We start from the raw sequence: 25,482 nt of genomic DNA, 5'->3' as shown, positions 1-25,482 counted from the left end.
GCTCTCGGTGTTCTGGACTCAGACGAAGAGGTTCGCTCGCTCGAGGTCCTCGGCGAAGTCGACCTCGACCGCGTACAGGTCGGAGACATCCATCGGCTCGAGCAGAAGCCCGTCCTCAGCGATCGCGAGCTCGAGGCCGCGCTCGAAGTAGTCCTGGTCCTCGACGCGCTGCAGCTGGCGCATGAATGCCTTCTTGTCGCGCGAGGAGATGTAGTTGATGCCGACAGCCTCGCCGAGGCCGCCCTTGACGGTCTTGGACAGTTCCTTGATGAAGCCCTCGGCGGTGACGGTGTACTTCACCTCTTCGTCGCTGACCTTGGCGGTGTTGACCGTCACGAACGACTGGTCGCGCTCGATGTAGTCGACTGCGCGGCCGAGGATCATGGGGTCGAACACCACGTCACCGTTCATCCACAGCACACCGCCGCGGCCGGTAGCGCCCAGCGCGCGAAGCAGGCTCTTCGACGTGTTGGTCTCGTCGTAGCGGTCGTTGTGAACGTAGTTGACGTGGGGGAACGCCTCGATGATGGTCTCTGCGCGGTAGCCCACCACCGTGGTGATGCGGGCGTCCGAGCCGAAGGCGGCGCGGATGTTGTCGTGCTGCTGACGCATGATCGTGCGGCCGTCGCTGAGCTCGGTGAGCGGCTTGGGCAGCGCGCGGCCCAGGCGAGAGCCCATGCCGGCTGCGAGGATGACGGTCTGAAGAGTCACGAGTGCTCCTAAAGGAAGTTGTGTTCACGGTCGGTTCACCGACCAGACACTTCGTCGTGCCGGGATTCATGCTAGCGATTCCGCCTGGGAAGCCCGGGGCCCAGGGGGCCCTGTTGCCATTTCGTGACCGAGTACACACGCAACGCACAGCCTCGGCAACCCCCTTGCATTCGGCACCGATACCGCATCCGCGTGTCCGATTGTCGCGTGGGGCCTTGGCGAGCGGCCGCCCATTGATACCGTAGGACGGTGACTTCCTCCCCTGACGACCGCACCGCCGAGGTGGACACGAACGAGACCCCGCCGCGCACGCCTGCGGCGAAGCGAAGCCCCGCGTCGAGTGCTTCGACGGAACACTCCGCGACCACAAAACCGCGTGCCGCTCGGACTCCGTCGAAGAAAACGGCGACTTCCGCAACGAACGCGTCGGCCACCACCCCGGCGGCCGCCGCGGCGACGGAGAACCCCGGCGGCATGACGTCCGCGGAGCCCGAGACCACGCAGGTGAAGGCCGCGGCGTCGAAGACTCCGGCGAAGAAGGCTCCGGCGAAGAAGGCGCCGGCGACGCAGGCCGCGGCGAAGAAGGTTGCGACGGCGAAGACCACGGCAGCGAAGACCGCGACGGCGAAGACCGCTGCAGCGATGACCACGACGGCGAAGACCGCCGGGAAGACCACGACGGCGAAGACCGCCGCGAAGACGACGGCAGCCGCGAAGGGCGGAACGAAGACGACCTCGACGCGTCCGTCTGCCGCGAAGAAGACCGCCGCGACGGCGACGCCGACGAAGGCGGCAGCAGAAAAGGCTGCGACATCGCTGGAGGTGGTTGTCGAGCCGACGCCCAAGGCGAGTCTCGATGCATCGACGCCCGCTCCGCGCACCGCCGATGCAGCACGCCTCGCCGCGGCGAAGAACACGGCTTCCCGTAAGCCCGCAACATCCCGGCAGGCTGGAACATCCCGCGCCGCCGGAGCGAAAGCGGCTGCGAGCACGTCGCCAGCCGAGAAGTCGACGACCGCCCGGTCGACGTCTGCGAAGACCTCTGCCGCGAAAGCGGCTGCAGTCAAGACGGCCGCGGCCAAGACCGCGGCGGCGAAGAGCACGGCACGCACCGCGTCCGCCAAGACGGCAGCCGCCAGGACCGCCGCCGCGAAGGCCGCCGCCGCGAAGGCGGCCGCAGAGAAGGCCGCGGTCGAGGAGGCGGCGCAGGCGAAGGCGGCTGACGAGACTACTCCGGCGACGGAGACGGCACCGCTGAAGGGCGAAGTCTCGGCGTCGGCAGGCGCGGTGCCGGACGCGGTCGAGACGCCGGCTGAGAGTTCTCACGACGCCGATGATGCTGTGGACGCGGTGGACCTCGACACCCGCTCCACCGACGATCAGGACCAGGCGCAGCCTGCTCCCGCCGACGGCGCGCAGGAAACCGGGGCGCTCATGGGCGCCGTCGACGCGGACATCGTCGTTGTAGAACCGGAGGCTGCTGCCGCGAGCACAGCTGTCCCTGCGCCGACGGATGCCACCGAGCCCGCGCCCGCCGCCGAAGCACCGACGGCCGAATCCGTGGATGTCGCCGACCCCGTGACCTCGACGGAGCCTCCGCTCGACGGAGAGGAATCGGTCGACGACGAACCACGTACCGAAGCGATCCGGATCCGCGGGCTGGTGAAGCAGTTCGGCGACAACCGTGCCGTCGACGGCATCGACCTGTCGGTGCCCGCCGCATCGTTCTACGGGATCGTCGGGCCCAACGGCGCGGGCAAGACCACCACCCTCTCCATCGTCGCCGGGCTGCTGCGCGCGGATGAGGGCAGCGTCGTGATCTGCGGCATCGACCAGGCCACCGATCCGCTCGCCGCCAAGCGCGTGATGGGCGTCCTCCCGGATCGCCTCCGCACTTTCGATCGCCTCACCGGGCGTCAGCTGCTCTACTACTACGGCCTGCTGCGCGGGCTCACCGCCGACGTGATCGAGAAGCGCGCGGCGGACCTGGCTCGGGCGTTCGACCTCGGCGACGCGCTCAACCGGGTCGTGTCGGACTACTCCGCCGGTATGACGAAGAAGATCATGCTGGCCGGCGCGATGATCCACTCGCCGCGCGTACTGGTCCTGGACGAGCCGTTCGAGTCGGTCGACCCGGTGTCGTCGGCCGTGATCCTCGACATCCTCCGGGCCTACGTCGCGCACGGCGGCACCGTGATCCTGTCCAGCCACGGCATGGACCTGGTCGAGCGGGTGTGCTCGCGCGTGGCGATCATCGTCAACGGCGAAGTGCTCGCCGAGGGCACGATCGACGAAGTCCGCGCGGGGCAGACCTTGGAATCGCGCTTCGTCGAGCTCGCGGGCTCCAGCGGCGAGGTGGAGGGGCTGGAATGGCTGCACACGTTCTCCGACTGAGGGTCGCGCTGCTCCTCGGCGCCCTCCGCGGTGAACGCCGCATCCGCGCACTGCTGTCGTTCGGTGCCGTGGTCGCCGTCACCGTCGTGGTGTGCGTGGCGGTCTTCAGCCTCGGCGACGCCTCCGTCCCGGTCGCGAGGGCGGTGACGGTGCTCGGCGGCGCGGCCGTGCTGCTCGGCTTCCTCGTCGGACCGCTCCTGGTGGGGGCGGTGGACCAGCTCGACCCGCGTCGGTTCGCGGTGTTCGGCGTCGACGAGCGCACGATGCCGTGGGTGCTCATGCTGGCGTCACTCGTGAGCGTGCCGAGTCTCGCCCTGCTCGCGGTCTACGTCAGCGTGTGCATCGTCGCGATCGGGGCGGGCGCACCCTGGCCCCTCGCGGTGCTCATGTCGCTCCTGGGGCTGTTCACCACGGCCCTCATCGCCCGCATCGGCATGGCACTGAATGCGCTGCTGCTTCCGGAGCGCCGCTCGCGCGAGCTCACCGCCCTGTTCGCTCTCGCGCTGATCGTGATCGCCTTCCCCGTCGCGGTGTTCCTCGGATCGCTGCGCTGGGACGGCGAGGTGCCCCCCTCCATCGCGACCCTGACCTCGGTCATCGGCGTGACCCCGTTCGCTGCCGCTCCGGCTTCCCTGTTCGCCGCGGCGGCGGGGGAGACCGGACAAGCATGGACAAGCGGCGTCGTCGCCGTCGTCAGCGCCGTCGCGTTGGCCCTCGTGTGGGCGTGGTTCGTCCGCCGGCTGCTGACGACCACGGAACGCCCGGTCGCGGCGCGCGAGCGCTCCGGGCTCGGCTGGTTCGGACTGCTGCCCTCCAACGCGTTCGGGGCGATCGCCTCTCGGAGCCTCGTGTACTGGCTGCGTGACCGCCGCTACATCATGAACGTGATCGTCGTGCCCGTCGCCGGCGTGCTCACGGTGCTGCCGTTGATCGTCGCCGGCGTCCCGGTCGAGATCGCCGCCCTCATCCCGGTCCCGGTCATGGCGCTCTTCTTCGGATGGCTGCCGCACAACGACATCGCCTACGACTCGACCGCACTGTGGACGCACGTGGCCAGTGGTGTGCGGGGGCTGCCCGACCGGCTGGGGCGCCTGGTCCCTGTCCTTCTCGTGGCGGTGCCTGTGCTCGCCATCGCGGTGCCGCTGTCGCTCCTGCTCGCGGGCAGCTGGGCCCCCCTGCTCCCGCTCGTGGGACTGGCGACGAGTCTGCTGCTGTGTGCGCTGGGCATCTCGAGCGTCGTCTCCGTGGTCGCGCCCTACGCGGTGTCGCGCCCCGGCGACAGCCCGTTCCAGCAGCCGCAGCGCCCCACGTCTCACGGCGCCTACGGTCCTGCGGCCGCGTTCCTCGGGTCGATCGTGCTGAGCATCCCGACGATCTGGCTGTTCGCGGCCACGGTCGCGTCGGGATCGGCATACGCCCCGGCGGCATTCTGGGTCGGGCTGTTCACCGGCGTCGCCGTGCTCGCGGCGGGTGCCGTGCTCGGTGGGCGCATCTTCGAGCGCAGCGGCGAGCGGCTGATGGAGTTCGTCGAGACCGCATGACCGCCGCCCGCGGGCCTTCCGACGCGGCTAGAATCGCGGAATGAGTACTCCGCTGGACAGCCCCGATCAGGGCGGCGTGGCAACGCTTGATCGCGAACTGGAAGAGCTCCTCCGGGAGGAGAACCTCGAACCGGGCGACCATGAGCGCTTCTCGCATTACGTGAAGAAGGACAAGATCCTCGAGTCCGCGATCACGGGCAAGCCCGTGCGTGCACTGTGCGGCAAGAAGTGGACGCCGGGCCGGGATCCGGAGAAGTTCCCGATCTGTCCGACGTGCAAGGAGATCTACGAGTCGATGGTCGGCTGACCTCAGTCGGCCTCGAGGCAGACGGTCGGGATCGCCGGGTCGGACTTGCTGAGCGCGAGCGCGCGCACCGGCAGTTCCTCACGCACGCGCAGGTGATGCGCGCGAGCGGCAGCCGTGCCCGCGACACCCTCGTACGCGGTATCGATCTCGCCCGACTCCACCAGAGTGACCTGCAGCGGCCGTCCGTCCGCATGCTCCGCAGGGGTGTCGAGCTCCTCGAACCCGTCCGAGACGACCACGGTCTCCGCCGTCGCGACGCCGTCGGTCACCGTTCGGAACGCCGCCTTGCGGCCACCGAAGCTCGCCTTGTCGGCGGAGGCCTTCGCGACGCCGATCCAGGCGCCGTCCGCGTTCTGCCGGGCGACCAGCTTGTAGACCATGCTCGCCGTCGGGTAGCCCGACCCGGTGACGACCGAGGTGCCCACGCCGTAGGCATCCACGGGAGAGGCGGCGAGGGCCGCGATCGCGTACTCGTCGAGATCGCTCGTGACCGTGATACGCGTGCGCGTCGCGCCGAGCTCGTCCAACTGCGCACGGACCTCGGCGGCCACGATCGGCAGGTCGCCGGAGTCGATACGCACGCCGCCCAGGTCGGTGCCTGCCACGCGGATCGCGGTCTCGACGCCCGTGCGGATGTCGTACGTATCGACCAGGAGCGTGGTGTCGACGCCCATGCTCTCGACCTGGGCGCGGAAGGCGTCCTCCTCCGAGTCGTGCAGCAGCGTCCACGAGTGCGCCGCGGTGCCCATCGTCGGGATGCCCCATGTGCGCCCGGCCTCCAGGTTGCTGGTGGCGGTGAACCCGGCGATGTACGCCGCACGGGCCGCGGCCACGGCGGATCGCTCAGCCGCTCGACGCGAGCCCATCTCCGCCAGCGGTCGTTCACCCGCCGCGATGCTCATTCGTGCCGCCGCCGTCGCTACTGCGGAGTCGTGGTTGAGCACGCTCAGCGCGAGCGTCTCCAGCACCACGGCGTCGGCGAACGTGCCCTCGACGGTCAGGATCGGGGAGCCGGGGAAGTAGAGCTCACCCTCGTGGTAGCCGCGGATGGAGCCGGTGAAGCGGTAGCGCTCCAGGTGGGTGATCGTCTCCGCGTCGACCACGTGCTCGTCGCGCAGGAACCGCAGCTCCTCGTCGCCGAACCGGAAGTCACGGAGCAGGCCGAGCAGACGGCCGGTGCCGGCGACGACACCGAAGCGCCGGCCGCCGGAGAGGCGACGGGAGAACAGTTCGAACACGCTCGGACGGAAGGCGGTTCCGTCGCGGAGAGAAGCGGCGAGCATCGTGAGCTCGTAACGGTCGGTGAGCAGCGCCGTCGACGTGGTCATCCGCCCAGCATAGTGAGCCGTGATGCGCGGGCTCTGTCGCGCGCGGGTAGGCTGGGGAGTCATGAATGACGCGCCGATCGGGATCTTCGACTCCGGTGTCGGCGGGCTCACGGTGGCCAGGGCCATCCGCGCCCAGCTGCCCCGAGAATCCTTCGTCTACATCGGCGACACCGCGCACTCGCCCTACGGTCCCAAGCCCATCGCCGACGTGCGCCGCTACGCTCTCGAGGTGCTCGACACCCTCGTGGACCAGGGCGTGAAGATGCTCGTGATCGCGTGCAACACGGCCTCCGCGGCGATGCTGCGCGACGCCCGGGAGCGCTACGACGTGCCGGTCGTCGAGGTCATCGGTCCCGCGGTGCGCCGGGCGGTGTCGACCACGCGCAACGGTCGGGTCGGTGTGATCGGCACGGTGGGCACCATCGGCTCGCGCGCCTATCAGGACATGCTCGAGGTGAACGAGCGCCTGCAGGTCTTCACGGCCGCGTGCCCGCGGTTCGTCGAGTTCGTCGAGGCCGGCGTGACCGGCACGCCCGAGGTCCTCGCGGTGGCGGAGCAGTACCTCGCCCCGCTGCGCGAGGCCGACGTCGACACGCTCGTGCTCGGCTGTACGCACTACCCGTTCCTGCGCGGCGCGATCAGTTACGTGATGGGCGAGGGCGTGACGCTGGTGTCGAGCGACGACGAGACTGCCGGAGACGTGTACCGCCAGCTTGTGCGCGGCGACCTGCTGGCCCCCGCCGACGCCACCGCCACCTACGTGTACGAGGCCACGGGCGACTCCGCGGACGACTTCACCGCACTCGCCAACCGGCTGATGGGTCGCGAGGTGCGCGACGTGCAGCTCGTCCACACCGGCGTCATCACGCTCCCCGATCCCGCGCTCGACTCGCACTGATCCGCGCGCCCGTCCCGAACCGAGAGAAGCCCATGACCGAAATCGTCCGTGCCGACGGCCGTTCCACCTCGCAGCTGCGCGAGATCACCATCGAGCGCGGCTGGAGCGCCCAGGCCGAGGGTTCCGCCCTGATCAGCTTCGGCGGCACCAGGGTGCTGTGCACCGCCTCGTTCACGAACGGCGTGCCGCGCTGGCTCACCGGCAAGGGCAAGGGCTGGGTCACGGCCGAGTACGCCATGCTGCCGCGGGCCACCAACAGCCGCAACGACCGCGAGAGCGTGAAGGGCCGCATCGGTGGCCGCACGCACGAGATCTCGCGGCTGATCGGCCGTGCGCTGCGCGCCGTGGTCGACACCAAGGCGCTCGGCGAGAACACCATCGTGATCGACTGCGACGTGCTGCAGGCCGACGGTGGTACCCGGACCGCGGCCATCACGGGCGCATACGTCGCTCTCGCCGACGCGATCGAGTGGGGTCGCGAGAACAAGTTCATCGGGCGCAACTCCACCCCGCTGCTCGACTCCGTCTCCGCGGTGTCCGTCGGGATCGTTGACGGCGAGCCCATGCTCGACCTCGCCTACGTCGAGGACGTCCGAGCCGAGACCGACATGAACCTGGTGGTCACCGGGCGCGGCCTGTTCGTGGAGGTGCAGGGCACGGCCGAGGGCGCGCCCTTCGACAAGCGGGAACTCGATGCGCTTCTCGAGCTGGGCCTCGCGGGATGTGAAGACCTGAAGGCGCGGCAGCTCGCGGCGCTGAAGGGGGAGTGACCGTGCGCGTCGTCCTGGCGACCCACAACCCGCACAAGGTCGAGGAGTTCCAGCAGATCGTGGCGCAGACCCGTCCCGACCTGGAGGTCGTCGGCTATGACGGGCCCGAGCCGGTGGAGGACGGCGTGACCTTCGCGGAGAACGCGCTCCTGAAGGCCAGGGCGGCGGCCGCGCACACGGGGCTCCCCGCGCTCGCGGACGACTCGGGCATCTGCGTCGATGTGCTCGGCGGGTCGCCCGGGGTGTTCTCGGCGTACTGGGCCGGGCAGAACAAGGACGCGGCGGCGAACCTGGAGCTGCTGCTCGACCAGCTCCGCGACATCGCGGACCCGCACCGCGGCGCCCACTTCACCTCGACGATCGCGCTGGTGATCCCCGGCGGTGCCGAGCACGTGGTCGAGGGCGTCTGGCCAGGGCGTCTCGCACACGCGCCGTCGGGCGCTGGAGGCTTCGGCTACGACCCCATCTTCGTGCCGGACGGACAGCCGGCCGGGGTCGAGCGCACCGTGGGGGAGTTCACCGCCGAGGAGAAGCAGGCGCAGTCGCACCGGGCCAGGGCCTTCGCCGCGCTCGTGCCACTGCTCGCCGGCCTCTGAGCGCGACGCAGGCGGAGAACCCCTGCTGACGGTGAGAATCGTTACCCTTCCCGACTAGCCGCAAACGGCCTCCACGTCATGACCGCCGGTCTAGCCTGGAGGCATGCACGATCACGCGCCCGCGCCCGGCGGTCTCCGCTCGGCGAGCAGCAGACGCCTGCTCGCCCTCTCGCTGACCCTCACGGCCACGGTGATGATCGTGCAGGTCGTCGGTGCGCTGCTGACCGGGTCGCTCGCGCTGCTGGCCGACGCGGCCCACATGTTCACCGACGCGTCCGCGCTCGTCATCGCGCTCATCGCCGCCACCGTCGCCGCGCGCCCGGCTGACGACCGCCGCACCTTCGGGTATCAGCGTGCCGAGGTCTTCGGTGCGCTCATCAATGCCGTGATCCTGATCGCGCTCGCGACGGTGGTAGCCGTGCAGGGGGTGGAGCGCCTGCTGAACCCGAGCGAGGTGGAGGTCGCGGGCGGGCTCATGCTCGTGGTGGCGGTCGTGGGCCTGGTGGCGAACGCCGTCTCCATGTGGCTGCTGAGCCGAGCCCAGAAGACCAGCATCAACGTGCGCGGGGCCTACCTGGAGGTGATGGGCGACCTGCTCGGCTCGCTCGCAGTGATCGTCGCCGCCGCCGTGATCCTGCTCACGGGGTGGATGCCCGCCGACGCCATCGCCTCGCTGTTCATCGCCGCGATGATCATCCCCCGGGCGATCTCGCTGCTGCGCGAGGTGTTCTCGGTCCTGGCCGAGTCGGCGCCGAAAGGCACGGCCGTCAGCGAGATCCGCACCCACCTGCTCGGCTACGCGGGCGTAGTCGGCGTGCACGACGTGCACGTGTGGCAGCTCACGCGCGGTGCCCCCGTGTTCACGGCGCACGTGAGCGTGGACCCCGCGCTCCTGGCCGACGGACGCGCCGCCGCCCTCCTCGCCGACATGCAGTCGTGCCTCGCCGATCACTTCGACGTGGCGCACTCCACGTTCCAGATCGAGCCGGCGGAACAGTCCGACTGCGAGCCTCACCACGCCTGACGCGACGGCCGGCGCTCAGGTCTCGACGGTGATCTCGTCGGGTGTCTTGTCCGGTCGCAGGCCCCGCCACCGCGCGTGACGCAGGATCCCGTCCGGCGTCCAGTTGCCGAACTCGACCTCGCCGACGAGTTCGGGCCGCACCCACAGCGCGTCCGAGGCGTCGGGCCGCGGCACGCCATCGAGCGGCGGTTCCGTCACCCGCAGGGGCTCGAGGCGGGCCATCAGGTCGCGGAGGATGCGGTCGCTGAACCCCGTGCCCACGCGCCCCACGTAGCGCAGCTCGCCGCCGTCCGGGACCGCGAGCAGCAGCGACCCGAGCGTGCCCTCGCGTTCGCCCCGGCCCGGACGGATGCCCACGATCACGGCCTCCTGCATGTGCGTGTTCTTCAGCTTCAGCCACGACGGCGACCGCACGCCGGGACGGTAGCGGGACGCGGGGTCCTTCACGACGACGCCCTCGAGCCCGAACTCCTCGCTCGCGCCGAGCGCCGCGTCGACGTCGTCGAACACGGGCGGCACCTGCACGGGCGCGTCGAGGTCGGCCACCAAGTCTTCCAGCAGCGTGCGACGTTCGCGCAGCGGCATCCCCGTGAGGTCGTGTCCGTCGAGTCGCAGCAGGTCGAACAGCATGTACACGACCGGCGTGCGCACGACCTCGCGTTCGATCTCCCGCGGACGGGTCAGGTGCATCCGGTTCTGCAGCAGGGAGAAGCTCGGCCGCGCGTGGGCGTCGAACGCGACGATCTCCCCGTCGACGATCGCCTCGTCCACCGGGAGGAACGGGGCACCGTCGGCGGTGAGCTCGGGATACCGTGCCGTGATGTCGGTGCCGCGCCGGGCGTGGAGCAGCATGCGTCCGTCGCGCCAGGTGCCGATCGCCCGGATGCCGTCCCACTTCACCTCGACCCACGACGGCGAGCTGAGGCCGCGGGCGAGGGCGGGGGTACCGGTCTCGGCCAGCATCGGGTCGAGCGAGGGGAGAGTGGCACCGGAGGCGGGTGCGGGGTCGGTCGACAGCGGGCGCCGTCGCTGCGGGCCAGCGGACGGACGCGCAGCGGGAGCAGCAGCGGCGACGGCGTCCCTCGTGGGCCGCGGAACCTCCGTCGACGGCGTGACCTCGGGTGGCGGGCGGAGCGGAGCGAGCGGGTCGATGCCTGCCGCCGCGCGCGACAGCACCTCGTTGAACTCCAGGTGCGCGAGCCCGGGATCGTCGAGCTCCTCCCACGTGCGCGGCGCCGCGACCCACGGCCGCTCTCGCCCCCGCAGCGAATACGGCGAGATGGTGGTCTTCTTGGCGTTGTTCTGGCTCCAGTCGAGGAATACGCGGCCGCCGCGGACGGCCTTCGACATGACGCTGGTGGCGAGGTCGGGGTGATCGTTCTCGATGATGCGCGCGAGCTCCTTCACGACAGCCGACACCTCGGCGCTCGTCTGCTCCCCGGGCAGGGCGGCGTAGAGGTGGATCCCCTTGCTGCCGCTGGTCACAGGGAGGGGATCGAGCCCCATGCCCTGCAGCAGCACACGCGCCAGGCGGGCGACCTCGGCACACTCGGGGAGACCGACGCCGGGGCCCGGGTCGAGATCGAGCACCAGGCGGTCGGGGCGCCCGGGAAGACCGTCCGCGGTGAACCTCCACTGGGGCACGTGCAGTTCGATCGCCGCCACCTGGGCGAGCCACACCAGCGTCGGCACGTCATCGACCAGCGGATACGCCTTGGCGCCGTCGGAGTGCTGGATGTCCTGGCGCGGAATCCACTCCGGGGCACCCGGCTCGAGCTGCTTGGTGAAGAACGCGTCCGCGGGCGCATCGGCGGTGCCGACGCCTTCCACCCAGCGCTTACGGGTGACCGGGCGGCCGTGCAGGAGCGGCAGCAGCTGCGGCGCGATCGCGGTGTAGTACGCGATCACCTCGCCCTTGGTGGTGCCGGAGGCGGGATAGACGACCTTGTCGAGATTCGTCACGCGCAGACGCCGGCCGTCGACCTGCACGACCTGCGCCTCTCCCACCATGGGCCCAGCGTAGTCAAGGGCTGGCCGTGACTGGTGGGGCTGGTGTCTACTGGGGGGATGAGGACCATCTGGAAGGGCGCGCTGACGTTCGGGCTCGTGAACGTCCCGGTCAAGGTGTACTCGGCGACGGAGGATCACGACGTGCCGCTGCACCAGGTGCACGACAAGGACGGTGGCCGTATCCGCTACCAGCGCACGTGCGAGGTGTGCGGGGAGACCGTCGCGTACTCCGACATCGACCGCGCCTACGTGGAGGACGGCCAGACGGTCGTGCTCACGAAGGATGATCTGGCTGCGCTCCCGGCGGAGAAGAGCCGGGAGATCGACGTGGTCGAGTTCGTGCCGTCGGACCAGGTCGATCCGCTCACGCTCGATAAGCCCTACTACCTCGAGCCGGACTCGAAGTCGCCCAAGGCGTACGTGCTGCTGCGCAAGACGCTCGAGCAGACCGACCGCACCGCGATCGTGCGGTTCACCCTGCGGCAGAAGACCCGGCTGGCGGCGCTGCGGGTGCGGGGCAAGGTGCTCGTGCTGCAGACGCTGCTGTGGTCGGACGAGGTGCGTGAGGCGGAGTTCCCCTCGCTCGACGAGGATGTGCGGATCTCGAAGAAGGAGCTCGAGCTGTCGTCGTCGCTCGTCGACAGCTACTCGGCCGACTTCGATCCGGAGGAGTTCGTCGACGAGTACCAGAAGGAGCTGCGCACGCTGATCGACGCGAAGATCGAGGCGGGCGAGACCTTCGACGTCGCCGAGACGTTCGGCGACACCGAGAAGGCGGCGGACGGCGGCGAGGTCATCGACCTCATGGAGGCGTTGCGCGCGAGTGTCGCGCGATCGAAGGAGAAGCGGGCCAGCAACGCCGGCTGACGCCGGTGGCGGTCAGTGGCGGCCGTCGCCGTCGATGTCGGGCGCGCGGTCGAACACCTCGGGGTCAAGGGCCAGCTCCTGCGCCTCGACCGCGTCCGTGACGACGTCCTCTCCAGCGGCTGCGGCCTTCTTCGCCTTGCGCCGCTCCGCCAGGTAGTGCCACAGCGTGACCAGGGCGGTGCCGCCGACCGCGGCGAGCAGGATCAGATCGATGTACTCCTTGACGAACCATGCCACGGGGGGAATGAACCCGATCGCATAGCCGAACATCGTCAGGCCGAAGCCCCAGATGATCGCGCCGATGAGGTTGTACAGCGTGTACTTGCGCCACGGCATGTGGCCCACTCCCGCGGCGACCGGCGCGAACGTGCGCACGATCGGCACGAAGCGCGCGAGAATCACCGTGATGCCGCCGAAGCGCTCGAAGAACGCGTTGGTGCGCTCCACGTTCTTGCGGCTGAAGAGACCGGATTCCTTGCGCTCGAACACCGCGGGGCCGCCCTTGTGGCCGATCACGTACCCGACCTCGCCGCCGATGAACGCGGCGAGCCCGATCAGGAGCGCCACCCACCACACGCTGAGCCCGAACACTCCGTGCTCCGCGGCGCCGATCGGGTGCGAGAGCAGACCGGAGATCACGAGCAGCGTGTCGCCGGGAAGCAGGAACCCCACCAGCAGGCCGGTCTCGGCGAACACGATGAAGCAGACGACGGCGAGTGCCCACGGCCCCGCGGCGGAGATGATCGTCTCCGGGTCGAGCCAGGGGATGAGGGCGGTCGGTGCGTGCAGCATGCTTTCGAGCACGGAAGGAGTCCCGTCGGTTGTGAATTGTCGGCGGTAGTGCGATGAGGGATGCGACAGCACCCGTCGTGCGGAAGGTGGGACTTGAACCCACACGCCGTGAGGCACAGGAACCTAAATCCTGCGTGTCTGCCAATTCCACCACTCCCGCGCGGTGGGTTCAGTCTACTGACCCCGGCCGACCTGGATTCTGGGGATCGGCCCGCAGTTTTCCGCTCAGGGGCGCGGCTCGCGCTCGAGCGGGACGACCGCGAGGAGGGCTCCGGCGGCGAGAGCCCCCAGACCCCCCAGGGCCATATCGCCGATCGTGTCCTCGTACGTCACGAAGATCTCCGCGGTGATGAACGTCCGGCCCGCCCACTCCACCATCTCCCAGACAGCGCTGACAGCCAGGCCGACGGTCGTGCAGATGACGAGCGGGATGCGCGGACGGAACGAGGGCGAGGCCTGCCCGGGCACGATGCCCAGGCGCGAGAGCACGACGTACCCCGTAGCGGCGATCGCGCCCGTGCAGAGGAAGTGCACCACGAGATCCCACCCCGGGAGCGACCGGTACAGATCGAACACATTGCTCCCCGCGGCGACGAGGATGATCACGCCGACCGCCAGGTCTGCACCCCCGCGCAGCCCGAGCGCCCGGGGGAGCATGAGCGCGGGCAGACAGAACGCCAGGACGCCGGCGTCCGTCGGCGTCGACCAGACGGCCGCGACCAGCACGCTCAGCACGCCGATCACCCGCATCGCATCCGCGGCGTACTCGGCGACGGTGCGGGGCGGTCGCAGGAAGTCGCGCTTCATCGGCCCTCCGAATCGACGGGGTGTGGACGGGGCGCGAGGTCGACCACCGCCTGGACCGCGAGGTGGTCGGACGGCCAGCCGCCGCCGTGCGGACGCGGGTCGATGCCGACCCGCGCCACGCGGACGTCGGAGGACGCGAGGATCGCGTCGATGCGCCGGCCGCGGCGCGGGGCCCGGTAGTTCGAGAAGGAGCGCCACGCCGGGGTCGCCCTGGTGTCTGCCGTGTGCCAGGTGTCGCGCAGCACACCGCCGCTCGTGAGTGAACGCCAGGCCGCGGAGCCCTCGGACGTGTTGAGGTCTCCCGTCACGATCACCGGTGTGTCCGCCGCGACGGCCGCCGCGCGGACTTCCGCGGCCTGGCGGTGCCGCGCCCACGGGGAGAATGCGTCGAGATGCGTGTTGAGCACGGTGAACACGGCGGTGGAGCGACGGTCGCGGAAGCGTGCACGGACCAGCACGCGCGGGACGACGCTCGTCCACGCGGTCGTGCCCGCCACATCGGGGCGGTCGGACAGAGCCTGTTGCCCTGCATCGAGCAGCTCCAGTCGCTCGCGGTCGTAGAACACCGGGCACCCCTCGCCGCGGGGACCGGGAAGACGGCCGTGACCGATCGAGCGGTACGCGGGGCCGAGGGCCGTTCGGATGGCGGCCGCCTGCGCGGGCAGCGCCTCCTGCACCCCGAGCACGTGCGGACGCTCCGCGCGGAGCATCGCGGCGACGCGGTGGCGTCGACCGCTCCACCGGTCGGCGGGCCGCAGAGCAACGAGGCCGAGGTCGCGGCGCACGTTGAACGACATGACCAGCAGCTCGGTGCCGGAGGGCGGTGTGAGGAGCGGGGTGGTCATCGTCGCCACTTCGCCGGGGCAGGGACGCCGAGCCGGTGCAGCAGGCGGCGCAGGGCCAGACGCGTCCACCGCACGGGCGGGAAGTCCTGGGGCCAGTGGATCAGCACGGTACGGAAACCGCGGTAGACGCGGCGCACGAAAGAGCGGCCGCTGAAGAAGGGCCGCATGGAGATCCCCATCCCCGCTCCGCGGACCCAGCGGATGCGGTGCCGCTCGCCGAGATGGAAGGCGAGGTCGAGGTCGTCGTGCACGTCGGCGTCGTCGCGATGCACGCGGTCGCGCACGTCCTGCCAGGCCCAGCGGCGCAACGCCAGGTTGGAGCCGAACAGGGGCGCGTGTCCCAGCGTGCTTCCGCACACCACGGCGTAGGCGAGCAGGTATGCCGCAGCGAGCGGGCGCCGCAGCCACCGCGGCCCGTCGAGGAATCGAGCGCCGCCGGTCCAGGCAGCCACGCGCGGGTAGCGACTGCACGTCGCGAGCATGACCTCGACCCAGCGCGGGTCCGGAACGCCGTCGGCGTCGAGCCGCAGGATCACGTCTCCCGATGCGGCGTCGTACCCCTGCGCGCTCGCCGCGGCCGTACCCGGCGCCGCACAGTGGACGATCCGCACACCGTGGGCTGCTGCGACCGCGGACGACGGGTCGGATGAGGCGTTGTCGACGACCACGATCTCGTCCGGCGCGCGGGTCTGCTCTCCGAGGGCCGTGAGACAGCGGTGCAGCTCCGCGGCGTCGTCTTTGACGGGAATCACCACCGTGACGGTGGGCACGGGGCTGGCGGGTGTGGCGTGCGGCACGTCGTCTCCTCGCGGCTCGTCGGCTCAGCGTAGGCGGCCGTTCGCAGCGATCGCGACACGGTTGACAGCACCCCGAGCGGTCGATAGAGGCAGTGTGGATAACTCCGGAGCGGCGCGGGGGATCCTTGCCAGGATGCTCGGGTGACCCACCCCACCACGGCCATCGCCGAACACGTCCGTCGCCGCCTGCGCGCGGAGGGCATCGATCCGGCAGACGATCCGGAGCGTGCCAGGTCGGTCGCCCGCGCCGAGGTGCGACGCTACGACGATCTCGCCCTGGCCCGCGGAACGGCGCCCGTGGAGGATGAGGCCGCGTGCGTGCGCGACGTGCTCGCCGCGGTGGGTGGTTTCGGCGTGCTCCAGCCGTTCCTCGACGCCCCGCACATCGAGGAGATCTGGGTGAACGGCGACGGCGGAGTGCACACCGCGAGCGGAGGCACCGCGGAGCGCACCACCCTGCGCCTCGATCAGGCGACCGTGCGGGATCTCGTGGAGCGCATGCTGCAGTCGTCGGGGCGGCGGGTCGACATCGGTCAGCCGTTCGTGGACGCGTCGCTTCCCGATGGCTCACGGCTCCACGTCGCGATCGCGGATGTCGTGCGCGGGGGATGGGCAGTGAACATCCGCAAGTTCCTGGCGGGGCACCGGACCCTGGAGGAGCTCACTGCGCTGGGCTCGCTTCCCGCCGCAACGGCGGAATTGCTCGCCACCGCGATGCGCGACGGAGCGACCGTGATCGTGTCCGGAGCGACGCACGCCGGCAAGACCACGATCCTCGGGGCTCTTCTCGCGGCATGTGCGTCGACACAGCGCATCGTCACGGTGGAGGAGACGTTCGAACTCGCCGTCGCCGGTCCCGACGTGGTCGCGCTGCAGGGTCGGCAACCCAGTCTGGAGGGCACGGGCGAGGTGACCCTTCGACGACTGGTCAAGGAGGCGCTGCGCATGCGTCCGGATCGGCTCGTGGTGGGGGAGGTGCGTGATGCCGAGGCCCTCGACCTCGTCCTGGCACTCAACACCGGCGTCCCCGGCGCGTGCACCGTGCATGCCAACAGCGCCGCCGAGGCGATCGAGAAGCTCTGTCTGCTGCCGCTGCTGGCCGGACGCAACATCGATCGCGGATTCGTCGCTCCGGCCCTGGCATCGGCGATCGACTTCGTGGTGCACTGCGAACGGGATCGCACCGGTCGGCGGCGGGTGAGCGAGATCCTCGCCCCATCCGGCGAGGTGCGCGACGGGCGCGTGCAGTGTCGGACCGTGTACAGCGTCCGTGCGGCGACGCAGAGCGGCGCGGCGTCGTTCGCAGAGTTCATCGGCGAGGCGCGGTCGTGAGCATCCTTCTCGGAGCGATGCTGGCCGCTGGTCTGCTCCTGATGAGCTCGCCGTGGCTGTGGCCCGCCGAGAGCCCTGCGGGCGCGGGGCCCACCCGTGGGCGGGTCACGCGGCTCGTCGAGGAAGCCGGGTTTCCTTCCGTTCCCGCGTACGGCGTCGCGGCGGCGGTCGCGGCGGCAGCCCTGGTCGCGGGAGCGATCGCCTGGCTCGTGACCGGCGTCGGAGTGCTGGCGATCCTGGCGGCGCTCGCGGGCGGGGTCGCACCCGTCGCTTTCCTGCGAGGGCGGCGGCTCCGGCTCCGGCGGCTGCGTCGACAGCTCTGGCCCGATGTGTGCGACCTGCTGATCGCGTCGATCAGGGTCGGACTGTCGCTCCCCGATGCGGTGGCCTCGCTCGGCGACTCCGCTCCGCCGGCACTGCGTCCGGCGTTCCGGGTGTTCGCCCGCGACCTGGAGGGCAGCGGCCGGTTCGAGTCGAGCCTCGACAGGGTGAAGGACGCACTGGCCGACCCGATCGGTGACCGGATCGTGGAGACGCTGCGCATGGCGCGGCAGGTGGGCGGCACCGAACTGATCGCGGTGCTCCGGGCGCTGTCCGCGTCGGTCAGGGCGGACGCGGCATTGCGGGGCGAGGTCGAGGCCCGTCAGTCGTGGATCCGCGGGGCCGCAGTGCTGGGGGCGGTGGCGCCATGGGTCATCCTGACGCTCCTGGTGATGCGACCGGAGGGGGCGAAGGCCTACGGGACCCCCGAGGGCGTGGTGGTGATCTGCGTCGGTGCTATGGTGTCGGTCGCGGCGTTCCGCATCATGATCCGCATCGGTCGTCTCCCGGAGCCCCGACGGTGGTTCGGATGAGCGGGCTCACGGCACTCGCGTCCGCGGTCCTGCTGGGTGGCGGATTCGCGGCAGGAGTAATCCTCCTCCTCACGCGGCTGCCGCGGTGGCGCGCGGCACCGCTGGCCTGGCGCATCGCCCCGTACGTTCGCGACGTGGTGGACGACGATCGGCTGCCGGCTGCGGCCCTCCCCGGCCTGGGACGTCTTCCCGCACACGGGACGTCGCCGGGCGAGCGAGTGCGAGCGATCCTCGAACGCGTCGTGGGAGACAGCGCTGTGCTCCGCAAGCGTCTGGCCCAGGCCGGCTCCCGGATCGGGCCGGTCGCTTTCCGCGGGCGGCAGCTCGCTTGGACGCTCGCGGGCATCGTCGCCGGTGCGCTCGCCGTGATCGTGCTGGTGCTGAGCGGTCACTGGTCGGTTCCGGTCGGTGTGGTCCCCCTGCTCACGGGCGCGGCGGCCGCGGTGGGGTACGACATGCAGCTGTCCGCGCGCGTCCGGGCCCGGCGCACACGGCTCACCGACGAGCTGCCGACGACGCTGGAGTTCCTGGCCCTGTGCCTGTCGGCGGGTGAGGGCTTCCTCGACGCGGTGCGCCGCGTGGCCGGAGTGGGTTCGGGCGAGTTGACCGGCGAGCTGCGGCGCGTGGTCCTGGAGGTGGGGACGGGGGCAACGGTGGCGGAGGCGCTTGGCGACATGGTCGCGCGACTGGAACTGCCCGGGCTCTCGCGCGCGGTCGACCAGATCGTGGCGGCGTTGGAGCATGGCGCGCCCCTGGCCGCGGTGTTGCATGCTCAAGCGGGCGATGCGCGGGAGGACGCCAAACGCACGCTCATCGAGCAGGCGGGTCGGAAGGAGATCCTGATGCTCCTGCCGCTCGTGTTCCTGATCCTCCCGCTCTCGGTGGTGTTCGCGATCTACCCGGGCCTGTTCATCCTGCGGCTTGGCATCGGCTGAGGGTCGTGGCTGCCTGTGGATAACCGCGGACGCGGCGGGGCGCTCCGGGGCAGACTGGCGGCATGATCACACGCCCGCGTTCCCCGTTCCGCGCCCTGGTCGAAGACGAGACGGGAGACGTACCCGGGTGGGTCCTGGTCACACTCATGACGGCGGGACTGGTCGTGGTGATCTGGGCGGTCGCGGGGCCTGCGCTCACGTCGCTGTTCGAACAGGCCATCCAGCGGGTCTCGGGTCTGTGAGGTGACTCTCCTTCCGGTCTGGACCGACGACCGCGGCTCGAACCCGGTGGAGTTCGTCCTGGTCGGCACCTTGCTCACGGCCCTGACGCTCGCGGTCATGCAACTCGCTCTCGCCGTGTACGTGCGCAACGTCGTGCACGACGCCGCCGTGGAGGGGGCGTATTACGCCGCGCTCGCCGATACGTCCCCGGCTGAAGGAGCGCAGCGGGCGCGCGACGTCATCGTCCGGGCGATCGGCCCCGCTTATGCGAACGACATCACGGTCGGAACGACCACAGTGGCCGGGCGGGAGACCGTCGACGTGCGCGTCAGGGCGAGCCTGCCCGTGTTCGGTCTGATCGGGGTGCCGTACGGCTTGCAGGTCGTGGCCCACGCCCCGGCGGAGTCGTTCGATGTGGGATGACCGCGGGTCGAGCTCGCTCGAGTTCATCTCGGCGGGGGTCATCATGCTCGTCCCCTTGCTGTACCTCGTGATCGTGCTGGGTGTGATTCAGGAGCAGACCCTCGGGGTCGAGGCTGCGGCCAGGCACGCGGCTCGCGTCATCGCCACGGCGCCGAGTGCGCACGAGGCCGCCGCGCGAGGTGACGCCGTGTTGTCGAGCATCGCGTCGCAGTACGGCATCGACGAGGACACCGTCCGTTTGACGGTGACCTGCCGGCCGCACGGGGATTCGTGTCCCTCCGCCGGCGCGACGGTGGTGGTCACGGTCGACACCACCGCACGGCTCCCGTTCGTGCCCGCGGTCCTGGGGCTGGACCGGGCGGCGTCGGTGCCGGTGGAGGCGGTGTCGGCGCAGAAGGTGTCACGGCAGTGGAGCGCCGAGTGAGCGCACCGGGCGGCGCGGCCCCCATCCGGTGCGACGCGGAGGAGGGGAGCGTGCTGCTGCTCGTGCTCGGGTATGTGCTGCTGGCTCTCGCCCTGGTGTTCGTGTGCGCCTGCGCGACCGACCTCTACATCGCCCAGAAGCGCCTGGACGCCCTCGCCGATGCGGCCGCGCTCGCCGGGACAGACGGGTTCACGCTCGTCGTAGAGGGCGACACGCCGCGGGCGCAGCTCACGGATGCAGGTGTGGCGGACCAGGCGCGGCCGCTGGTCGACGGCGCGGGCGGAGAGGAGGTGCTGGTGTCGGCGACCTCGCCGGACGGCGGTTCCGCGCGGGTCACCGTCAGCACGGTGTGGCATCCGCCACTCGTGTCACCGTTCGTGCCGGACGGGCTCACCCTCCGTGCCACCGCGACGAGCCGCACTGCCCTGGGCTGAGCCGACCGGGCGTCACGCCTCCGCGGACGGATCGGCGCGGGGCACGAAGCGGGGGATCCAGCGCAGGAAGCCGACAGCACCGAGCAGGCCGATCACACCGACCGCCCCCGCCGCGACCGAGAGCGAGGACACGGCCGTGATGGCAGACACCAGCAGCGGGGCGACCGCGCCGCCCGCGTCCGTCAGCGTGCGCCAGGAGCCGAGGAAAGCCGCGGGCTCGCGCTTCGGGGCCACGTCCGCGCCGAGCGTCAGGAGGATGCCGCTGGAGAGGCCGTTGCCCACGCCCAGCACGGCCGCGAACATCCCGAACCACAGCACCGCGGCGTCTCCGTCGTGCGTGAACGCCAGCGCGAGGAAGCCGGCACCCATCAGCAGCATCGCGGGCATCGCCGCCCACAGCCGCCCGAACCGGTCCATCACCTGCCCGCTGGCGTAGAACAGGGCGAAGTCGATCGCGCCCGACACCCCCACCACGAGAGCGATCGTCGAGGCGTCGAGCCCGAGCGACAGCCCCCACAGCGGAAGCACCACCTGGCGGGCGGAGCGGACCGCGGACAGCGACGCCGCCGCGAGCCCGAGCCGCGACAGCAACCGCCGCTGCCGCCACATCGTCTGGAAGATCCCGGCGCGCTCCACGGTCGGAATCGACCCGCTCACGGCCTCGCCGCTGTCCTCCACGAACCGCTCGCTCGACCCCACAGGCGGGATCGTGGCCTCCGGATCGGGCCCGAACAGCACGAGCAGCACCATCACCACGAGACACGCGCCGAAGAACCAGATCGCGGCGGACTCGCTGCCGAACAGCTGCAGCAGCCCGGCGGCGACGAACGGGCCGATGAAGATGCCCAGCCGGAAACTGCCGCCCAGTAGCGACAGGGAGCGCGCACGGAAGGGGAGGGGAACGCGCGTGGTCATGAACGCGTGGCGCGCCAGGCCGAACGCCGCTGCACACAGGCCGAGGACGAACACCGCGGCGGCGAGCACGCCGAGAGACGGGGCGAACAGCATGCCCGCTCCGGACAGGAGCGCCGCAGACCCCGCGATCACCATCGTGAACCGCTCGCCGATACGGCCGACGGCCCAGCCTGCGGGAAGGTTCCCGCACAGCTGCCCGACCACGAGCGCCGATGCGACCAGGGCCGCGGTCGCGACATCCGCTCCCATCGACGCGGCGATCACGGGGATCAGCGGGATGACCGCGCCCTCGCCGAGCGAGAAGAGGATCGTCGGCAGGTACACCATCGGTCCGAACTGACGAAGGACCGAGGATGCGCTGCTCACCCTCCTCACGCTACTCCCGCCGCGGAGCCGGACCCGACGACCGCGTCCCCGCGCGCACGGGCGGCACGTTAGGCTGAGGTGTCATGCTCGAACTAGATCTCTCCGCCGAAATCCAGGCGCTCAGGCACACCTTCGGCGACATCAGCGAGGTCGTCGATGTCAACCGTCTGCGCGAGGACATCGCGCGACTCAGCGAGGAAGCGGGGGCGCCCGACCTCTGGGACGACACCGAGAACGCGCAGAAGGTGACCAGCGCGCTCAGCCACCGTCAGTCGGAGCTCGCGCGCATCACCGGTATCGCTCAGCGCCTCGACGACCTCGAGGTGCTCGTCGACCTGGCCAACGAGATGGGCGACGAGGACTCCGCGATCGAGGCGCGCAACGAGCTCGGCACCCTCACCGACCTGATCAACCAGCTCGAGGTGCAGACGCTGCTCGACGGCGAGTACGACGAGCGCAGCGCCATCGTCACGATCCGCTCCGGTGCGGGCGGCGACGATGCCACCGACTTCGCGGAGATGCTCATGCGCATGTACCTGCGGTGGGCCGAGCGGCACAAGTACCCCGTCAAGGTCATGGACACCTCCTATGCGGAGGGCGCGGGCATCAAGTCGGCGACGTTCGAGATCGATGCCCCCTACGCGTTCGGCACGATCTCGGTCGAGGCGGGCACGCACCGCCTCGCCCGTATCAGCCCCTTCGGCTCGGCCGACAAGCGCCAGACGTCGTTCGCGGCCGTCGAGGTCATCCCGCTGATGGAGGAGGCGACCGAGGTCGACATCCCGGAGAGCGACATCCGCGTCGACGTCTTCCGGTCCTCGGGCCCGGGCGGGCAGTCGGTCAACACGACCGACTCGGCCGTGCGCATCACACACCTTCCGACGGGCATCGTCGTGTCGATGCAGAACGAGAAGTCGCAGATCCAGAACCGCGCGGCCGCCATGCGCGTGTTGCAGAACCGCCTGCTGCTGCTGCAGAAGGAGCAGGAAGCGGCGAAGAAGAAGGAGCTGGCGGGGAACATCACCGCGAGCTGGGGCGACCAGATGCGCTCGTACTTCCTCTACGGCCAGCAGCTGGTGAAGGACCTCCGCACCGGCCAGGAGTCGGGCAACCCCGCGGCCGTGTTCGACGGTGACCTCGATGACTTCATCTCGGCGGGCATCCGCTGGCGCAAGCGCCGCGACGAAGACGACTGACACACGAAGGCCCCGGATCGCTCCGGGGCCTTCGTCGCGGGGCCGGTCAGCGCGTGGCGCCGCGCAGTGTTCCCGTCACATCGTCGTAGCTGTAGGCGATGCAGTGGACCGTACGGTCGTTCGCTCGGGACCACGACAGTTTCGTGGGCTGGTAGGTGTAGAAGTCGAGCTCGGACTGCTCGTACGGGAGCCCCACGAAGCCCTCGAACTGCGCCAGGCAGCCTTCCCAGGCCTCGTTGAGCATCGCGTTGTCGCCGGGGAAGGTGTCGTCGTCGACCTGGTAGATGTAGAAAACCTCGTCGGTGTGCGGCCGATCGCAGGAGACCACCGGAACCTCGAAGATCATGTCATCGCCGGTGTACTCCACGTAGGGGAGGCAGTCGCCCACCTCGAGGTCGTCGAACGTGACCATCTCGGCGCCCTCGATTGTCGAGGGGTCGATGGGAGAGCCGGACTCCGTCGCGGGGGCGCTCGGCGACGGCACCGGGTCTGCGGCGGCCTCGACCGACGTGAGCCCCACGGCGATCAGGGCGACCGCCCCCGCCAGGGAGGAGCCGAGGACGGCCACCGCGAGCCCCGCGATCCCCGGCCACTTGGTTCCGCGCAGGAACAGTGACACGAGCGACACGACGAAGCCCGCCGCGACAACCACCCAGCCGATCGGCGCCGTGAGCGGGACGCACGCCAGCACGACGCCGGCGACCGCGATCCCGAGGCCGATCAAGCCGAGGATCGAGGGGCGTCGCGGAGCGGAGTGCGCCGCGGCGGTCGACATCATCCCTGGGGAGTCCGGGGTCGGCACGGACGGCGCGGCAGCTCCGTAGCCGGGCGCTGCAGTCGCTCCGTAGGCCGGCGCGATGGCGGTTCCGTTGCCGGAGGGCGCGAACGGCGAGGACGGCGGCACGAACGGCTCGAACGCGGCCTGACCCGCGGCGGGCACCGGCGGTACCGCGGGCGTCGATACCGCGGGCGCCTCCGGTGCCGAAGCAGCCGGCGCGCCGGGGTCCGCGGCGTCAGCGGGAGCGGTCGTCGCGTCGGAAACGGGGGCCGCAGGGTGCAGGTCGGTGCTGCGGACGTGTGCCGTCCACTGGCGTCCGTCCCACCACCGGAGGCTGCCAGAGCCGTCGTCGTACCAGCCCTCGGGTGTCGTCATCAGCGGCGTCCTCGTCGTCGGCGGGCGTCGCTCAGCGCGCCGTGGCTTCCACGGTCACGCGTGCGACCTCCTGCAGGAGTTCGTCGGTGACGATCACGACGTACGACCCGCTCTGGGCCACGTCGAACGACACCGTGCCCTGCGTGGTCTCGCCCGCCGGGAGCTCGCCCGACTCGAGGGTGGCGTCGCCGAAGATGTCGTAGTCGCCCGCGGCGCCCTCCGCCGTCTCGACCGAGAAGTAGAGCGGGTTGACGTAGGTCGTGCCCTCGAGCGACTCCCACGTGAGGTCGATCACGAGGTAGCCACCGTTCGTCGCCTCGAAGTCGGAGCCGTTCGTGGTGCCCCAGGTGGCGGAGGTGATCGTGAGCTCGGCGGAGCCGGACATCTGGACCACCGTGATCGGCTCGCCCATGGCACCCTCGACGACCGTGCCCGAGTCGGTACCGCTGTCCGTGCCGGAGTCGGTGCCGGAGTCGCTGGTGCCGGTGTCGGAGTCGGGGAGCGAGTCGGAGCGGTCGACCTGGCTGGCGACCACGCCGAGGAAGAACACGAAGCTCATGATCGCGGCGACGATGGCTCCCAGCACCGAGACGCCGAGGCCCGTGATGCCCGGCCACTTCTTGCCCTTGAGGAACAGCGAGATGAGCGACACGATGAAGCCCGCGCCGAGGAACAGCCACGAGAACACGACCGTGAACGGCGTGAAGGCGAGCAGGAGGCCGAGGGCCGCGAGCCCGAGCCCGACGAGGCCGAGCACCGAGATCTTCTTCGGCTCGGCGGCTGCTGCGGCGTATGCCGGTGCCCCCGGGTAGCCGCCCTGCGCCGCAGAGGGCTGCACGCCGGGATACGTGGGCTGCCCGGGATAGCCGCCCGGCGCCGCCGAAGGCTGAACGGCGGGGGAGTACTGTCCGGGGTAGCCGCCCTGTGCGGAGGAGGCCTGACCGACGGCGGGCTCTGCTCCGGTCGGGGGCTGCACACCCGGCACGGCGGCCGCAGCACCGGGGGCGGACCAGTCGGCCACGGGCGCGGCACCGGGGAGGTCGTGAGCGCCGGAGGTCGGCGCAGCCCAGTCGGCCGCGGGCTCGGGGGCGACCACGGGATCGACCGTGGCCTCGGCGGGCGCGTCCGCAGGCGTCTCGGCCGCGGACGGCGCCACCGCCTCATCGGCGGCGACGGGCCGCGTGGCTTCGGACTCGGCCGGGGCGGACGGTGCCACGGCCGCGGACTCCGCTGGCGCATCCGTCGTCGACGCGCTGTCCGCGGCTGCGGACTCCTGCGCGGGCACGGTGGGCGTCTCGGGGGCGAAGTGCTCGGTCCACTGCTGGCCGTCCCACCACCGCAGGCGTCCGGAGCCGTCGTCGTACCAGCCAGCAGGTGTCGTCATGGAAGTCCCCTCCGTGTGCGCGCTCGCGCGGGCGGCGCGAATCGACACTCCATGTATAGCAGTGGGGGCCGACGCCGACATCGGCGGTACCGCACGAGGCGCCTGAGGCCGTGCGGGGTGTCGCAGCGGGTCAGCGCAGAGGCCGCGCTTAGGCTCG

Annotated in this window: 27 protein-coding genes and 1 tRNA gene; 16 read left to right on the top strand and 12 right to left on the bottom strand. The window is 70.8% G+C overall.

What is annotated here, in order from left to right:
- Positions 1–18 precede the first annotated feature (18 nt).
- Both KE274_RS14810 and KE274_RS16600 read right to left on the bottom strand, forming a co-directional pair.
- The gene (locus KE274_RS14810) at positions 19–711 is read right to left on the bottom strand and encodes an NTP transferase domain-containing protein (RefSeq protein WP_211545101.1); all 693 of its coding nucleotides are present in this window, start codon (positions 709–711) and stop codon (positions 19–21) included.
- Between the two features lie 71 nt (positions 712–782).
- On the bottom strand, positions 783–1,823 hold the full coding sequence (locus tag KE274_RS16600; RefSeq protein ID WP_249186491.1) for a hypothetical protein: 1,041 nt from the start codon (positions 1,821–1,823) through the stop codon (positions 783–785).
- Between the two features lie 229 nt (positions 1,824–2,052).
- On the opposite strand from KE274_RS16600, the gene KE274_RS16595 reads away from it, so the two are divergent.
- Genes KE274_RS16595 through KE274_RS14795 form a run of 3 tightly spaced genes read left to right on the top strand, consistent with a single transcriptional unit; the run spans position 2,053 to position 4,953 of the window.
- The gene (locus KE274_RS16595; RefSeq protein ID WP_307872227.1) at positions 2,053–3,105 is read left to right on the top strand and encodes an ABC transporter ATP-binding protein; all 1,053 of its coding nucleotides are present in this window, start codon (positions 2,053–2,055) and stop codon (positions 3,103–3,105) included.
- The gene (locus KE274_RS14800) at positions 3,081–4,646 is read left to right on the top strand and encodes a hypothetical protein (protein WP_211545100.1); all 1,566 of its coding nucleotides are present in this window, start codon (positions 3,081–3,083) and stop codon (positions 4,644–4,646) included. Before KE274_RS16595 ends, KE274_RS14800 begins: the two co-directional genes overlap by 25 nt.
- Before the next feature lie 40 nt (positions 4,647–4,686).
- Entirely contained in the window at positions 4,687–4,953 is a 267-nt protein-coding gene (locus tag KE274_RS14795; RefSeq protein WP_028503536.1) for a DUF3039 domain-containing protein, read from the top strand.
- A 2-nt stretch (positions 4,954–4,955) separates the two neighbouring features.
- Here the strand turns inward: KE274_RS14795 and KE274_RS14790 are convergent, their stop codons facing one another.
- Entirely contained in the window at positions 4,956–6,281 is a 1,326-nt protein-coding gene (locus KE274_RS14790; protein WP_211545098.1) for a nicotinate phosphoribosyltransferase, read from the bottom strand.
- Between the two features lie 61 nt (positions 6,282–6,342).
- Here KE274_RS14790 and murI point away from each other — a divergent pair, with 61 nt between their 5' ends.
- The 4 genes from murI (at position 6,343) to KE274_RS14770 (ending at position 9,569) form a co-directional block, all read left to right on the top strand.
- On the top strand, positions 6,343–7,179 hold the full coding sequence (murI, locus tag KE274_RS14785) for a glutamate racemase (RefSeq protein ID WP_211545096.1): 837 nt from the start codon (positions 6,343–6,345) through the stop codon (positions 7,177–7,179).
- Between the two features lie 32 nt (positions 7,180–7,211).
- Positions 7,212–7,949 carry a ribonuclease PH gene (gene rph, locus KE274_RS14780; RefSeq protein ID WP_211545094.1) on the top strand — a complete coding sequence of 246 codons (738 nt, stop codon included), beginning with the start codon at positions 7,212–7,214 and terminating at the stop codon, positions 7,947–7,949.
- Positions 7,946–8,545, top strand: a complete 600-nt coding sequence (gene rdgB, locus KE274_RS14775) for an RdgB/HAM1 family non-canonical purine NTP pyrophosphatase (RefSeq protein ID WP_211545092.1) — start codon at positions 7,946–7,948, stop codon at positions 8,543–8,545. The genes rph and rdgB overlap by 4 nt, the downstream gene beginning before the upstream one ends.
- Positions 8,546–8,648: 103 nt before the next feature.
- Positions 8,649–9,569 carry a cation diffusion facilitator family transporter gene (locus KE274_RS14770; RefSeq protein ID WP_211545090.1) on the top strand — a complete coding sequence of 307 codons (921 nt, stop codon included), beginning with the start codon at positions 8,649–8,651 and terminating at the stop codon, positions 9,567–9,569.
- 15 nt (positions 9,570–9,584) lie between these two features.
- Here KE274_RS14770 and ligD read toward each other — a convergent pair whose 3' ends face one another.
- Entirely contained in the window at positions 9,585–11,579 is a 1,995-nt protein-coding gene (ligD, locus tag KE274_RS14765) for a non-homologous end-joining DNA ligase (RefSeq protein WP_211545088.1), read from the bottom strand.
- 57 nt (positions 11,580–11,636) lie between these two features.
- Here ligD and ku point away from each other — a divergent pair, with 57 nt between their 5' ends.
- A complete protein-coding gene (gene ku, locus KE274_RS14760; protein WP_211545086.1) occupies positions 11,637–12,446 on the top strand; it encodes a non-homologous end joining protein Ku in 810 nt (269 codons plus the stop codon).
- Between the two features lie 12 nt (positions 12,447–12,458).
- Here the strand turns inward: ku and KE274_RS14755 are convergent, their stop codons facing one another.
- The 5 genes from KE274_RS14755 to KE274_RS14735 all read right to left on the bottom strand — a co-directional run bounded on the left by KE274_RS14755 (position 12,459) and on the right by KE274_RS14735 (position 15,687).
- Positions 12,459–13,238 carry a DedA family protein gene (locus KE274_RS14755; protein WP_211545377.1) on the bottom strand — a complete coding sequence of 260 codons (780 nt, stop codon included), beginning with the start codon at positions 13,236–13,238 and terminating at the stop codon, positions 12,459–12,461.
- Between the two features lie 78 nt (positions 13,239–13,316).
- Positions 13,317–13,398 (bottom strand) — tRNA-Leu (locus KE274_RS14750).
- A gap of 65 nt (positions 13,399–13,463) precedes the next feature.
- Entirely contained in the window at positions 13,464–14,045 is a 582-nt protein-coding gene (locus tag KE274_RS14745; RefSeq protein ID WP_211545084.1) for a hypothetical protein, read from the bottom strand.
- Positions 14,042–14,890, bottom strand: a complete 849-nt coding sequence (locus KE274_RS14740) for an endonuclease/exonuclease/phosphatase family protein (RefSeq protein ID WP_211545082.1) — start codon at positions 14,888–14,890, stop codon at positions 14,042–14,044. Before KE274_RS14740 ends, KE274_RS14745 begins: the two co-directional genes overlap by 4 nt.
- A complete protein-coding gene (locus KE274_RS14735) occupies positions 14,887–15,687 on the bottom strand; it encodes a glycosyltransferase family A protein (protein ID WP_211545080.1) in 801 nt (266 codons plus the stop codon). The genes KE274_RS14740 and KE274_RS14735 overlap by 4 nt, the downstream gene beginning before the upstream one ends.
- 141 nt (positions 15,688–15,828) lie before the next feature.
- Between KE274_RS14735 and KE274_RS14730 the strand changes: the two genes are divergently transcribed.
- The 7 genes from KE274_RS14730 (at position 15,829) to KE274_RS14700 (ending at position 20,311) form a co-directional block, all read left to right on the top strand.
- Entirely contained in the window at positions 15,829–17,019 is a 1,191-nt protein-coding gene (locus KE274_RS14730; RefSeq protein WP_307872226.1) for a CpaF family protein, read from the top strand.
- Entirely contained in the window at positions 17,016–17,873 is an 858-nt protein-coding gene (locus KE274_RS14725) for a type II secretion system F family protein (RefSeq protein ID WP_211545079.1), read from the top strand. The genes KE274_RS14730 and KE274_RS14725 overlap by 4 nt, the downstream gene beginning before the upstream one ends.
- A complete protein-coding gene (locus KE274_RS14720) occupies positions 17,870–18,808 on the top strand; it encodes a type II secretion system F family protein (protein WP_211545077.1) in 939 nt (312 codons plus the stop codon). The genes KE274_RS14725 and KE274_RS14720 overlap by 4 nt, the downstream gene beginning before the upstream one ends.
- Positions 18,809–18,870: 62 nt before the next feature.
- Positions 18,871–19,050, top strand: coding sequence for a hypothetical protein (locus KE274_RS14715; protein ID WP_211545075.1), 180 nt, complete (start codon positions 18,871–18,873; stop codon positions 19,048–19,050).
- 1 nt (position 19,051) lies between these two features.
- On the top strand, positions 19,052–19,453 hold the full coding sequence (locus KE274_RS14710; RefSeq protein ID WP_307872225.1) for a TadE/TadG family type IV pilus assembly protein: 402 nt from the start codon (positions 19,052–19,054) through the stop codon (positions 19,451–19,453).
- Positions 19,443–19,877: a TadE family protein gene (locus KE274_RS14705; RefSeq protein ID WP_211545073.1), complete on the top strand. Its 435-nt coding sequence runs from the start codon at positions 19,443–19,445 to the stop codon at positions 19,875–19,877. The genes KE274_RS14710 and KE274_RS14705 overlap by 11 nt, the downstream gene beginning before the upstream one ends.
- Entirely contained in the window at positions 19,874–20,311 is a 438-nt protein-coding gene (locus KE274_RS14700) for a hypothetical protein (protein WP_307872224.1), read from the top strand. Before KE274_RS14705 ends, KE274_RS14700 begins: the two co-directional genes overlap by 4 nt.
- A gap of 12 nt (positions 20,312–20,323) precedes the next feature.
- Here the strand turns inward: KE274_RS14700 and KE274_RS14695 are convergent, their stop codons facing one another.
- Positions 20,324–21,553 carry an MFS transporter gene (locus KE274_RS14695; RefSeq protein ID WP_211545370.1) on the bottom strand — a complete coding sequence of 410 codons (1,230 nt, stop codon included), beginning with the start codon at positions 21,551–21,553 and terminating at the stop codon, positions 20,324–20,326.
- Between the two features lie 122 nt (positions 21,554–21,675).
- Between KE274_RS14695 and prfB the strand changes: the two genes are divergently transcribed.
- Entirely contained in the window at positions 21,676–22,788 is a 1,113-nt protein-coding gene (gene prfB / locus KE274_RS14690) for a peptide chain release factor 2 (protein ID WP_211545071.1), read from the top strand.
- Positions 22,789–22,834: 46 nt separating this feature from the next.
- On the opposite strand, the gene KE274_RS14685 is transcribed toward prfB, so the two are convergent.
- Entirely contained in the window at positions 22,835–23,941 is a 1,107-nt protein-coding gene (locus KE274_RS14685; protein WP_211545069.1) for a DUF2510 domain-containing protein, read from the bottom strand.
- 31 nt (positions 23,942–23,972) lie between these two features.
- The gene (locus KE274_RS14680; protein WP_211545067.1) at positions 23,973–25,325 is read right to left on the bottom strand and encodes a DUF2510 domain-containing protein; all 1,353 of its coding nucleotides are present in this window, start codon (positions 25,323–25,325) and stop codon (positions 23,973–23,975) included.
- Positions 25,326–25,482 lie beyond the last annotated feature (157 nt).

The organism is Microbacterium paraoxydans (assembly GCF_018224615.1).
In the GTDB taxonomy this organism is placed as follows: Bacteria; Actinomycetota; Actinomycetes; order Actinomycetales; family Microbacteriaceae; genus Microbacterium; species Microbacterium paraoxydans_B.
The sequence above is the reverse complement of the archived record's forward strand: the minus strand, read 5'-3'. Positions and strand labels throughout refer to the sequence as shown.